The following is a 12,311-nucleotide window of genomic DNA, read 5'->3' as shown; positions in this document are numbered from 1 at the left end:
TCAGTGAAGCCGCGCCGTAATCCCCCAGCTGCCGCCGAAAGCACCGCCGGGTTGCAGCCAGGCCAGTCCGGTACCGGAATTCAGGCTGTTCGCCGGAGCAGTCATGGGCTCTACCGCCACCGCGCACTCCCTGCCGGGATACTTTGACGTGACAAAAATATGCACGTACTGGAATGCGTCTGCCTGCCACAGCCCGACCGTCGAACCGCTATCCGAGGCCAGGGTGGTCATCACCCGTCCGCCGGGGCCGGCGGCCAGCCCGGTGTAGGCCTGGTCCATCGCCAGATCCGCCAGCCGGGCCCCCTGGCGAAGGTCGGTTGGCCCGTCTACCGGGGATTCCGAGGTCGGAATCATGGTCTGCGGATCTGCCGGGAAGAACCGTGCCGCGGGTACGGTCAGCGTCAACCGGTCGGCGGGTTCGTCTCCCAGGCGCAGGAACGGATGGGCGCCCAGCGCGACCGGTGCCGCCGCAGTGGACCGGTTTACTAGCTCCTGCCGCACGGTCAGGTCGCCGGCCTGGTCCAGGGAGTACTCGGCACTGTGGCTGAGCCGGAAGGGGTACCCGTGCTGTGGGAAGATCTCCGCCCGCAGCACGAGACTGGACTCGCTCCGTTCAACCAGCCGGTATCCGGTATTGCGGAGCAGCCCGTGGATGGCGTGGCCTCGGGCCGGCTCCGTGATGTCCAGTTGCTGGACGGCGCCGTCAAGCGTCCACCGGCCCTCGGCCACCCGATTGGGCCACGGAGCCAGCAAGATGCCGCAGGCCGAGGGCGGGATGCGACCTGCATCGTACGTCTCGGTCAGCTGCACGCCGTGCTTTTCGAAGAGCCGCAGGCCGCCTGCGAGCTCGGTGATCACGGCGCGTGATCCGGCGCGCCGCAGTTCAAATTGTTCTCCGGTCGCTGCTTGGCTGCGCTCGCGCGTCATGGCTTCTACGGTACCGGGTGTCCGTTAAACAACCGACCCCGGCACTGGGCCGGGGTCGGGCGGGAAGAAACTGCGGATCTAGCGGATCTACTCGTCGCCGCGCAGGATGGCCAGCAGGCGGAGGATCTCCACGTACAGCCAGATCAGGGTCACGGTCAGACCGAAGGCCGCCGTCCAGGAGTACTTGCGGTCCGCGCCCTGCTTGACGCCTTGCTCGATGGAGGTGAAGTCAACGATCAGCGAGAAGGCGGCCAGACCGATGGCGAACAGGCCGATGATGACACCCAGCGGGATGCCCATAAATTCGACCCCGCGCACGCCCCACTGGTTGTCCAGCACGCCGAACCACATCAGGCCTAGGTTCACCAGCGAGAACAGCGCGTAGCCGATCAGCGCGATCATGAAGAAGCGCATGGCCTTCGGGGTGGCGCGAACCTTGCCGCTCTTGAACAGGACCAAGGTAACGGCGAAGACGCACACGGTGCCGAGCACTGCCTGCGGGGCGACTCCTGCGTACATGCTCTCAATGAACATGGACAGCCCGCCGACAAACAGGCCCTCGGCGAAGGCATAGGCCAGGATCAGGCCCTTGGACGGTTCCTTCTTAAAGGCATTGACCAGGCCGAGCACCAAACCGGCGATCATCCCCGGGATCATCAGGATGGGGTACATCCAGCCGATGGCACCGCCAACGACCACCAGGGCCAGGCAAGCCAGCGTCTTCATGATGACGTCGTCGTAAGTCATCCGGCCGGTCTGGGCCGGACCGGCGGACGGCTGGTTATACAGGTCCTGCAGCTGCTGGCTGGTCAACTGCGTCTGGCCGGCCAGCACGGTCGAACCGGCTGCGGCAGATCCCGCGGGTGAACCGCGGAATGCCTTTGGGTTGTTGAAAACCGGATTTCCTCCGATTGCCATATTGTTGTCCTCCATCGTCAGGGGGCGAGCTATTGATTACACTATCAATCCCAACGAACGCCACGGCAGAAAATTCCATCACGCGTGGACGAGCTCTGGCGCGTACAGCCCTGCTGCCCTGCTGACCTGCCGCCGCCGCTGCTCTCCTCGGCCGCCACCCCTCCTCTGCTACGCGTGCGGGCCTGCGGGTAGACTGCTGCGGTGACTTCGCACAGTCCTTCCAACAAGCCTCGTTCCTCCGCACGGGACAAACTTCCGCTGCGGATGCTCCATGACCGCATCCTGGTGGCACCGGACCAGGACAGCAGCGAGCGCCGTTCATCCTCCGGAATCGTCATTCCGGCCACCGCAGTGATGGGCAAGCGGCTGGCGTGGGCCGAAGTCGTTGCCGCCGGCCCGCAGGTCCGCCAGGTCGCGGTCGGCGACCGGGTGCTCTTTGATCCGGAAGACCGCGCGGAAGTAGAGGTCAACGCTGCCGACTACACCCTGCTCCGCGAACGCGACATCCACGCCGTATCCCAGCCGGAGGAAGCGGACAGCAGCACCGGTCTCTACCTCTAGAGCGCGGCGGGTCGGGCGGCTCAACCGTAAGTTTGGACTCTCTTCCTGTAGCCAGCCTGCTCCGTGGCACACCAACGTTTTACCTTTGCTTAACAACTGCTTCACAGTTGTTACCTGATCGCGATAGAACCAACCTCCCCACTCCCTGTGCCGCAGGTAACATAAACGACACGTCAGTGATTCTTGTCACAGACTTGGTCAGTGCCTGCCGGTGATCCGGCGGACCACCCCCACTGTGGAGGTTCATATTTTGATAGCGATGCCGAAGCTCATTCGGCCATTGGGGACGCTACTCGCCTTGTTGGCGATCATCACGGGGATCTTGCTGTCCGCTCCCCCCTCACTGGCTTCGACCACCTCGCCAGCACCAACACCCGGAGCAACGACGGCGCCTGCGGAGCCCTCCCGCTACAAGATCAGCGGTGTCATGCGAAACGCCGACGGTCCGGTCGCGGGGGTGCGGATCACGGCGACAGGGGAAGGGTTCAGCGGCGAGGCGACCACCGGAGAAAACGGAACCTGGTCTATCGGTGTTCCGGTCCAGGGAACCTACCAAGTCGAAGTGGACGTCTCCACCTTCCCGGAGGGCGTGAAGCTGGCCCAGGGAACACCAAATCCGCGGGAAGTCACTTTCACCAACACCTCCAATGCCGCCGCCGTCTTTCCGCTTGGCGAAGGCATCGTGGTCCAGAGCGCCAGTTTCGGCGAGATTTTCGTCGAGCGTCTGATTGCAGGCTTGAGCTTTGGTCTGCTGCTGGCTTTGGCTTCGGTGGGCTTGTCGCTGATCTACGGCACCACCGGCCTGACCAACTTCGCCCATGGCGAGATGGTCACGCTCGGGGCAGTCGTGATGTTCGGCTTCTCTGTTGCGGGGCTTCCGATCTGGTTGGCACTGCTGCTGGGAGTCGTCTTCGGCGGTGCCTTCGGCTGGGTCCAGGACGCGTGGCTCTGGAAGCCGCTGCGGCGCCGCGGTACCGCGCTGATCCCCATGATGATCATCAGCATCGGACTGGCCCTGGCTGTGCGCTATACGATCTTGTTCAATTTCGGTGGCGCCACTCAACAGCTTCCCGGGGCCAGCAGCCCCATCCTGGAACTCGGTGCCATCTCCATCAGCCGCAACACGCTGCTCTCGCTGATTATCAGTCTGGTGGTGATCGTCCTGATCGCCATGCTGCTGCTCAAGACCCGTCTGGGCAAGGCTACCCGCGCCGTTGCCGACAATCCTGCGCTCGCGGCAGCCTCCGGCATCGATGTTGACCGCGTCATCAGGATTGTGTGGACAGTGGGCGGCATACTGGCGGCACTGGGCGGCATCCTTTGGGCCTATTACCGGCCCGGTGTCACCTTCAATATGGGCCAGCAGATCCTGCTGCTCGTCTTTGCCGGCGTCATTCTGGGCGGGCTGGGCACCGTGTTCGGAGCCCTGGTTGGCTCGGTCCTCGTCGGACTCTTCGTCGAACTGTCGACGCTCTGGCTCGTAGCAGACCTTAAGTACGTAGGCGCTCTGCTGATCATGATCGTCGTCCTTCTGTTCCGGCCACAGGGCATCCTTGGCCGTCGAGAGCGCGTGGGTTAGGAGGCTACACCATGGATTTCCTCAACATATTCGCCAACGCACTCGGCGAGATCGTCAGCCCGACGACGGCCGCCTATGCCCTGGCTTCCCTCGGTCTGGCAGTCCACTTCGGCTTTACCGGGCTGCTGAACTTCGGACAAGCCGGATTCATGGCCATTGGCGCTTACGGATTCGCCATCCCCACCCTCTTGTGGGACGTCCCGTTCGTTGTCGGCGTCTTGATTGCGGTCGTAGGATCGGTGATTTTTGCGCTGCTCTTGGGCATCCCTACGCTGCGGTTGCGGGCCGATTATTTGGCCATTGTCACGATTGCCGCCGCGGAGATCATCCGTTACGTGGTCACCACCAATGAACTGACCGAGATCACCGGTTCCGCCAACGGCCTGGCCGCGTTCGAGGGCGGGTTTTACGCCATGAACCCGTTCCCGCGGGGCACCTACAATTTCGGCCTGACCAGCATGAACGAGCGGGACGTTTGGATCCGGGTGGTTGCTTGGACCTTGGTTGCGCTCTGCTGTCTGCTGGTGTTCCTGCTGATGCGCAGCCCCTGGGGCCGGATCCTGAAGGGCATCCGCGAAGACGAGAACGCTGTGCGGTCTTTGGGCAAGAATGTCTACTCTTACAAGATGCAGTCCCTGATTTTCGGCGGCCTGTTGGGCACCTTTGCAGGCATGATCTTCACACTCCCCCGCGGAGCGGTCCAACCAGCCAACTATCAGACTGAGCTGACGTTCTTCCTCTGGACGTGCTTGCTACTGGGCGGCATGGCCACTGTTCTCGGCCCGGTCGTCGGCGCCATGATCTTTTGGGTGGTGCTCTCGCTGACCCAAGGGCTGCTCTACGGGGCCATCGAGGCGGGCTACATCACCTTCCTGACCACCACTCAGGCCGGGCAGTTGCGGTACATCCTGGTCGGCGTCGCTCTGATGCTGTTGATGATTTTCCGGCCGCAAGGCGTGCTGGGCAACAAGAAAGAGCTGGTATTCGCATGAGCGAACAAGACCGCATCCCGGGAGGAAGCGGCACCGCCGCCCCGGACCAGTCACCCGTGCCGAACGAGTACATGACCGACACACGTCCCATCGCTGCCGACGAGCCGGGGCCCGGCTGCCGCAAGCGCGATCCCATCCTCGTGGCCAAGAACGTCACGCGCCAATTCGGCGGCGTCAACGCCGTGGACGTGGAGTATCTGGAGATCCCCCGGCACCAGATCACGGCGCTGATCGGGCCAAACGGAGCCGGCAAGACCACCCTGTTCAACCTGCTCACCGGATTCGACATCCCGCAGTCCGGTGAGTGGTCCTTCGAAGGCCACTCGCTGGCAGGTGTGGCCTCCTACAAAGTGGCCAGGATGGGCATGGTCCGCACGTTCCAGTTGACCAAAGTCATGGGCAAGCTGACCGTCATTGAAAATATGCGGCTGGGTGCCACGGAGCAGTCCGGCGAGAACCTGTTCAAGGCCCTCTTCAAGAAAATCTGGGGGCCGCGGGAACAAGAAATTACCGAACAGGCCGAGGACCTGCTGGTCAAATTCAAGCTGGATGCCAAACGCGATGACTACGCAGCCTCGCTGTCCGGCGGCCAGCGCAAACTGCTGGAGATGGCCCGGGCCCTGATGGTCCGGCCCAAACTGGTCATGCTCGACGAGCCGATGGCCGGCGTGAACCCGGCCCTGACCCAGTCCCTCCTCGATCACGTCAAGAACCTCAAGGCCGAGGGCATGACCGTGCTGTTCGTCGAACACGACATGCATATGGTCCGCCACATCGCCGATTGGGTAGTGGTGATGGCCGAAGGCAGGATCGTGGCCGAAGGCCCGCCCGGCGTCGTCATGAAGGACCCCGCCGTGATTGATGCCTATCTCGGTGCCCACCACGACGTCGACCTCGGTGACGCGGAAGGGGTCGAAGCGCTGGCCGAGGAACTTGCCCAGGACGCGGAGTCGGTAGTGGGTACGGCTGACGAGGGGGTCCTGCGCAGCCACATCAGCGAGCACGATTCCAGCCGGGATGAGTCCCGCGAAGCCGATCAAGACCCGAACCGGAAGGACCAGGCATGAACGCGCACCGGGTGGAGCCAAGCCCGACCAACACAGCGGCGGGGGAAGCCGTGGTCGTCGTGAAGGACCTGGTGGCCGGCTATCTGCCCGGCGTCAACATCCTCAACGGCTGCAGCATCGAAGCCCGCCAAGGTGAATTGATTGGCATTATCGGGCCGAACGGCGCCGGCAAGTCAACACTGCTCAAGGCCATGTTCGGCTTGGTCAAAGTGCATTCCGGCACCGTTGTGGTCCGAGGCCAGGACCTGACCGGGCTGAAAGCCAATAAGCTCGTCAGCCGCGGCATCGGGTTTGTTCCGCAGACCAACAACGTCTTTTCCACGTTGACCATCGAAGAGAACATGGAAATGGGCATGTTCCAGCGGCCCAGGGACTTCAAGGAGCGCTTCGAGTTTGTCGCCGGCATCTTCCCCGACCTAGCCAAGCGGCGCGCGCAGCGGGCCGGCTCGCTCTCCGGCGGTGAACGCCAGATGGTGGCCATGGGCCGTGCCCTGATGATGAACCCGGCGGTGCTGCTCCTGGACGAGCCCTCGGCCGGACTCTCCCCGGTGAAGCAGGACGAGACGTTCCTGCGGGTTCACGAGATCAACCGGGCCGGTGTCTCGGTCATCATGGTGGAACAGAACGCACGCCGCTGCCTGCAGATCTGCGACCGTGGCTACGTTCTGGACCAAGGCAAGGACGCCTACACCGGCACCGGGCGCGAACTGCTCAAGGACCCGAAGGTTATCCAGCTCTATCTAGGCACTCTGGCGGACACTGCCTAAGCACCTCCAAGCGGCCACGACGACGGCGGCGCCTGCCCTTCGCGGGGTGGGCGCCGCCGTCGTTGGCCCTCCCCTGTGGCCAGGGCGCCGCCGTCGCTGGTCCTCCCCGGTGGCCAAGGCGCCGCCGTCGCTGGTCCTCCCCGGTGGCCAAGGCGCCGCCGTCGCTGGTCCTCCCCGGTGGCCAGGGCGCTGTGGTTGGTCCTGCGGCCTCCGAATGCTCTGGACGAGTCCGTAGAGCCTCCCACCACGGCAGAGGGCCCCAGCCGGTGGCTGGGACCCTCTGCATCGGTGCGAGTGGTGTGGAGCGGTCTTACAGCTGGCCGAACTCCTCCAGCTTCGGCTGCGGTACGTTGGTGTCGTCGTACTGGTAGATGCCGATGTAGGCCTCGGTCGGGTCACCGTTCTTGTCGAAGGTGATCGGCCCGGAGATGCCGTCGTAGTCGATGTCCTTACCGTCGCGCAGCAGCGTCACGCAACCGGCGAAGTCATAGCATTTCTCACCGCCTTCAGACACAGCCTGCATCTCCTTGGCGATGTCCTCGCCCTTGGTGCTGCCAGCTGCCTCGGAGGCCAGCGCCACGAGGTTCACCGCGTCGTAGGACTCGCCCGCGTACGAGAAGGAGTTCAGCTTGTCGTCGACTTTCGCCAATTGCGCCTGGAATTCGTCCTTGGCGAAGGTGCCGGGAATGGTGCCCTGCGCCCCCGCCATTGCACCGGGGTCAAGTTCCTTGCTCAGGTCCGAGGTGTTGCCGTCTACCAAGAACATCTGGTCGGCCTTGATGCCCTTGGACAGCAGCAACGGTGCAATCGACTTGATCTGGTCGAAAGTAATCAGCGCGATGGCGTCGGGCTTGGCGTTGACCACCGCATCAACCTGCGAGCTGAACTGCGAATCGCCCTCGTTGAACATTTCGGTTGCGACCACTTTGCCGCCGGAGCCTTCGAAGGCCTGCTTGACGTTGTCCGCCAGACCGGTGCCGTACGCGTCGTTCAGTACGATCATGCCGAGGGTCTGGGCACCGCAAGTCACCATGTAGTTGCCAAGGGTGCGTCCCTGCAGCACATCCGACGGGGCAGTGCGCCAGTACAGGCCCTTGTCATCCCACGTGGTGAAGTCCGGCGACGTATTCGCCGGAGAAATCTGCAGAACGCCCGCGCCGGTGATCTGGTTGATCACGGTGAAGGAAACGCCCGAGGAGGCCGCTCCCACGATGGCGTTGACCTTTTCACTGAGCAGGTCCGTCACCGACTGCGTTGCAATGTCAGTGGTGGTGTCCCCGGAGTCGCGCTGGACGGTTTCCACGTCCTTTCCAAGCACGCCGCCGGCTTCATTGATCTTGTCGACGGCCAGCTGGACACCGGCAATTTCCGGCGGGCCCAGGAAGGCCAACGTCCCGGTGGTCGGCAGCAGCGTGCCGACCTTCAGCGGCTGATCGGTGGAGCCCTTTGACTCGGGAACGTCCGCCGGGTTTCCGGTTGCACCGCCGGTGGGTCCCCCGTCCTCGCCGGGTCCGGGACACGTCAGGCCCGATGCGCCTGCCGGTGCGGATGAAGCTCCCCCGCCAGGCTCCGACGGCGTCGACGACCCACCGCCGCAGGCCGAGGCAAACAAGGCGATCCCCAATCCGAGCGCGGCCAACTTCCCCGCCCGCGCGGAGTTGCCGCCGGTGCCGAAAAGCACAGCGTTTCGTGTGGCAGTCATGTATGTTTTCCCCTCGATCGAAAGGTTTGTGAACCTTTGATGCGCTACCAGGTATTCCTGATTACAGAGAAAACTAGTCCAAATTGTTGTTGAAAATAAGCGTTTTGGGTTACATCCTTGTAACACTCGTCACACTGTTTAGGTACCCCCGGTGGGACTCGAACCCACACTGGACCGATTTTAAGTCGGTTGTCTCTGCCATTGGACTACGGGGGCGTGGCATTCCTGCACCTATCTAGGGTACTGGATGGGCCATCGGTGGTTCATAGGCGCCCGAACGGGTCGGCGTAGGTGAACGTACCCGTTGGCGGGAGTTCGGTCAGCGGCAGGGCCATGAAGTGGGCGCCCCACGCCGGATCCGGAGCTTTGATGCCGGCTTCACTGGCCGGCAGATACCCGAAACGCGGATAGTAATCGGTGCTTCCGAGCAGCAGGATGACGCTCTCCCCCGCACTCTCGGCCCGCCTCTGCGTTTCGGCCAGCAGGGCAGCTCCGATGCCCGAGCGCTGGCGGTCCGGCTCCACCGCGATCGGCCCCAGCCCCAGGGCCGGCGCACCGTCAATCCACCCGCGGGTACTGATCACCTGGCCGACGACGGTTCCATGGTCCTCGGCGACGAGGGAGAACTCCGGCAGGAAACCGTCGCAGTCGTAAAGTTCGGCCAGCAGCCGGCGTTCAACAGGTTCCGCAGCGCCATCCGCGGCGAAGGCCCGGGCCACCAGCCTGAGGACGGTGGGGCGATCCTCCGGTTGTTCTGTCCTGATCAGCATCAAGACATTCTATGCCGCAGCGTTTGCGCAGAACGCAGCAGGCCCGGATACCGCCGTGCGGTATCCGGGCCTGCTTTGTTTGTTGCGGTTAGCGGCCGGTGGACGCGAGTTCCTTTTCGGAGCCGGTGCCCTGGGCGTCCGTTGCCGGCTTGGGATCGGCGGCGGCCTGCGGGCGCGGCTGGGGTGAAGCAGCCTCACGGAACTGGCGGTACGGGGTCTGCAGATCGGCGAGGCGCGTGGTGTCGCGGCCCAGGAAGATGGTCCAGAACCAGTTCGAGATCACGCGGATCTTACGCTCCACTGTCGGCATGGCCAGTCCGTGGTAGCCCCGGTGTGCCATCCAGGCCGGCCAGCCCTTGAGCTTGATGCCCATGATCTTGGCGACGCCCTTGTTCAGGCCGAAGCCGGCGACGGCGCCCAGGTTCTTGTGCTTGTACTGCTTGACGCTGCCCACGCCCCAGCGGGCCGCGTAGATGTTTTTGGCAAGCCGCTTGGCCTGGCGGATGGCGTGCTGGGCGTTCGGGACACAGAAGCCACCCACCCCGCCGCCGGTCAGGTCCGGCACTGCTGCGACGTCGCCAGCGGTCCAAGCGCCGTCAATCGGGCCATCCTCGCCAACGATCTGCAGGGTGGCATCGGCCTTGATCCGGCCGCGTTCGTCCTGCGGGAAGCCAAAGCTGCGGGCCACCGGGTTCGCCTGCACGCCTGCAGTCCACAGCAGGGTGTCGGCTTCGAAGGTCTCGGCCGGAGTCTTGTCCGGCATGTTGATCAGTTCCAGCACGCCGCCCTCTGCCTTGGCCAGGGAGGTGTTGAGCATGACCTCGATGCCGCGTGAGCGCATGTGCTCGACGACCCACTCGGCCTGCTCTTCGGTGACCTCGGGCATGATCCGGCCCATCGCCTCGACCAGCACGAAACGCAGGTCTTCCTGGCGCAGCCGTCCGTTCTTCCTGACGGCAGCGCGGCCCAGGTCCTCGATTTCGGTCATCGCCTCAATGCCGGCGAAGCCGCCGCCCACGCCGACGAACGTCAGCGCGCGGGTCCGCTCCGCTCCCTCAGGCAGCTGGGAAGCGGTCTCGATCCGCTCCAGCACCTTGTTCCGCAGCTCCACGGCTTCTTCGATGGTCTTCAGGCCAATGCCGGCTTCTGCCAGCCCCGGGATCGGGAAGGTGCGGGTAACGGCACCGGCGGCAACGACGACGTCGCGGTAGTCCAGCTCGAAAGCCTCGCCCGCCGCGGGGGTGATCACGGCCTTCTTGGCAGCATGGTCGATGGAGGTGACTCTGCCGGTGATGAGTTCGGTGTCCTTCAGATGCTGGCGGTGGTTGACCACTGCATGCCGGGCTTCGATGCTGCCGGAGGCCACTTCGGGCAGGAACGGCTGGTAGGTCATGTACGGAAGCGGGTCCACCAAGGTAACGATGCCGCCGTGCCCCTTGACCTTCTTCTGGAGCTTCAGCGCAACGTAAAGACCAACGTAGCCGCCGCCGACTACAAGGACGCGCGGGCGATCGGACAGAGCAGGAGTGAGAGCCATGCGTTAAGTGTAGCGTCTTTTGTGAAAGTTTTCACGAAGTAGCCGGGAGCAAATCAGCGCTTGACCGGCTTCTGGTTCCCGCCCCGGATCGGCGGTATGAAGCCCGTGTCCGCATCCTCGATGGCCTGTTTTCCTGCCGCGGCCCGGCGCGCACGGATCGTCTGGACAGCGCCCAGAGTCAGCACGCCGGCAATCAGCGCACCGAACGAGAAGACGAGGACGGCTGGCAGTACCGAATTCTCGGTACGCGGTGGGACCGCCACCGGGGTGGTCGGTTCCGGAATGTCCGGGGCCACGGCCTTGGACTGCACCGGCGACTGCGATTCCGGCGCAGCGACAGCACCGCGGCGGTGCACGGTGATCCACTGGGCAATCGAGCCGAGCGGGTTGGCTGATACCTCGGGAACTTCGGCGTTCAGCGCCGCTTCGGCGTCCAGTACGCCGTAGCCGTAGATCGGGTCATGACCGGGAACGCCGGAGTCCTTGGCCGTGGTGATGATGCGGTTGATGACCTGGGCCGCGCTCATGTCCGGATACTTGGAGCGGATCAGCGCGGCGACTCCGGAGACCAGCGGGGTGGCACCGGAGGTACCGGACCAGTCGGCATAGAGGCCGCCGGGCAATCCACCCACCAGGTTTTCGGCCGGTGCCGCAACGCCAATGACGATGCTCTGGGCCGAGGCCTCCTGGCTGGCCTCACCGTCGCGGTTTAGTCCGGCCACGGTCAGGACCCCGGGAATGGTGGCGGGAGCACCGGACTGCTCGGTCCCGCCGGCGCGGTTTCCGGCGGCGGCCACCACCACGACGTCGTGCTGCTCGGCATACAGGAACGCGGCGTCCCAGCTCTCCGGCCAGGAGGTGCTGGAACTGGTCAGCGACATATTGATGACCTGCGCGCCGTTGTCCACGGCCCAGCGGACGGCCGCGGGGATCTGCTCGTCCACTCCGACGCCGGAAGGGTTCGGCGTCCCGAGCCAGGTGGAGGCCGTCAGGATCTGCGCCTTGGGAGCCACCCCGATCACGCCATCGGTACCGGCCCCGATTCCCTTGTCCTTGGTCTTGGACTCGTCATCCTTCTTCTTGTCGTCCTTCTTGTCTTTGTCCGGGGCATGCCCGCGCCCGGCCAGCAACGTCGCCACCAGGGTGCCGTGCTCGGGCGTTTGTCCGATGCCGCGCTGGCCGTCGGGATCGCCCGACCCGGAGGCATCGGTGCCGCCCACCACGGCCCCTTTGAGGTCCGGATGGGTGCCGTCAACGCCGCTGTCGATCACCGCGACTTTCACGCCTTCGCCCTGCGATTCGTCCCAGGCGGCGCGGATCCCGTAGGAATCCAGCCAGTATTCCTTGTCCCTGGTGGAGTCGGCATGGGCGGGTCCTGCCAGCATCAGCGAGCCAAGCACCGCAAGGGCCGAGCCCAGCGAAATGGCCTTCGCGGCGGACGAGCGCCTGCCGGGCCGTTCACTCTCGCGGTGGCGCATCGGTGTCCCTTCG

At 64.4% G+C, this 12,311-nt stretch carries 11 protein-coding genes and 1 tRNA gene; 5 read left to right on the top strand and 7 right to left on the bottom strand.

Annotated elements, in window-relative coordinates:
* The gene (locus ACWF5H_RS10455; protein ID WP_452036670.1) at positions 1-927 is read right to left on the bottom strand and encodes an aldose 1-epimerase family protein; all 927 of its coding nucleotides are present in this window, start codon (positions 925-927) and stop codon (positions 1-3) included.
* A gap of 87 nt (positions 928-1,014) precedes the next feature.
* The gene (locus tag ACWF5H_RS10450; protein ID WP_452036669.1) at positions 1,015-1,845 is read right to left on the bottom strand and encodes a Bax inhibitor-1/YccA family protein; all 831 of its coding nucleotides are present in this window, start codon (positions 1,843-1,845) and stop codon (positions 1,015-1,017) included.
* Positions 1,846-2,109: 264 nt separating this feature from the next.
* Here ACWF5H_RS10450 and ACWF5H_RS10445 point away from each other — a divergent pair, with 264 nt between their 5' ends.
* The 5 genes from ACWF5H_RS10445 (at position 2,110) to ACWF5H_RS10425 (ending at position 6,811) form a co-directional block, all read left to right on the top strand.
* Complete coding sequence (locus ACWF5H_RS10445) at positions 2,110-2,406, top strand: GroES family chaperonin (protein ID WP_127512147.1); 297 nt, start codon at positions 2,110-2,112, stop codon at positions 2,404-2,406.
* A 259-nt stretch (positions 2,407-2,665) separates the two neighbouring features.
* Positions 2,666-3,985 carry a branched-chain amino acid ABC transporter permease gene (locus ACWF5H_RS10440; protein WP_364646900.1) on the top strand — a complete coding sequence of 440 codons (1,320 nt, stop codon included), beginning with the start codon at positions 2,666-2,668 and terminating at the stop codon, positions 3,983-3,985.
* 11 nt (positions 3,986-3,996) lie between these two features.
* Positions 3,997-4,977, top strand: coding sequence for a branched-chain amino acid ABC transporter permease (locus tag ACWF5H_RS10435; RefSeq protein ID WP_364646897.1), 981 nt, complete (start codon positions 3,997-3,999; stop codon positions 4,975-4,977).
* Complete coding sequence (locus ACWF5H_RS10430; protein WP_452036668.1) at positions 4,974-6,044, top strand: ABC transporter ATP-binding protein; 1,071 nt, start codon at positions 4,974-4,976, stop codon at positions 6,042-6,044. The genes ACWF5H_RS10435 and ACWF5H_RS10430 overlap by 4 nt, the downstream gene beginning before the upstream one ends.
* Entirely contained in the window at positions 6,041-6,811 is a 771-nt protein-coding gene (locus ACWF5H_RS10425) for an ABC transporter ATP-binding protein (protein WP_364646894.1), read from the top strand. Before ACWF5H_RS10430 ends, ACWF5H_RS10425 begins: the two co-directional genes overlap by 4 nt.
* Before the next feature lie 310 nt (positions 6,812-7,121).
* Here ACWF5H_RS10425 and ACWF5H_RS10420 read toward each other — a convergent pair whose 3' ends face one another.
* The 5 genes from ACWF5H_RS10420 to ACWF5H_RS10400 form a co-directional block, all read right to left on the bottom strand.
* A complete protein-coding gene (locus tag ACWF5H_RS10420; RefSeq protein WP_364646891.1) occupies positions 7,122-8,513 on the bottom strand; it encodes an ABC transporter substrate-binding protein in 1,392 nt (463 codons plus the stop codon).
* A 143-nt stretch (positions 8,514-8,656) separates the two neighbouring features.
* Positions 8,657-8,729: transfer RNA gene (locus ACWF5H_RS10415), tRNA-Leu, on the bottom strand.
* 47 nt (positions 8,730-8,776) lie between these two features.
* The gene (locus tag ACWF5H_RS10410; RefSeq protein ID WP_452036667.1) at positions 8,777-9,283 is read right to left on the bottom strand and encodes a GNAT family N-acetyltransferase; all 507 of its coding nucleotides are present in this window, start codon (positions 9,281-9,283) and stop codon (positions 8,777-8,779) included.
* Between the two features lie 88 nt (positions 9,284-9,371).
* A complete protein-coding gene (locus ACWF5H_RS10405) occupies positions 9,372-10,820 on the bottom strand; it encodes an NAD(P)/FAD-dependent oxidoreductase (RefSeq protein WP_452036665.1) in 1,449 nt (482 codons plus the stop codon).
* Positions 10,821-10,873: 53 nt separating this feature from the next.
* Positions 10,874-12,298, bottom strand: coding sequence for a S8 family serine peptidase (locus ACWF5H_RS10400; protein ID WP_452036664.1), 1,425 nt, complete (start codon positions 12,296-12,298; stop codon positions 10,874-10,876).
* Positions 12,299-12,311 lie beyond the last annotated feature (13 nt).

The sequence above is a fragment of the Arthrobacter sp. NPDC055138 genome (assembly GCF_053607305.1).
Note: the sequence above shows the minus strand (reverse complement) of the source record. Positions and strands in the feature narration are given on the sequence as shown.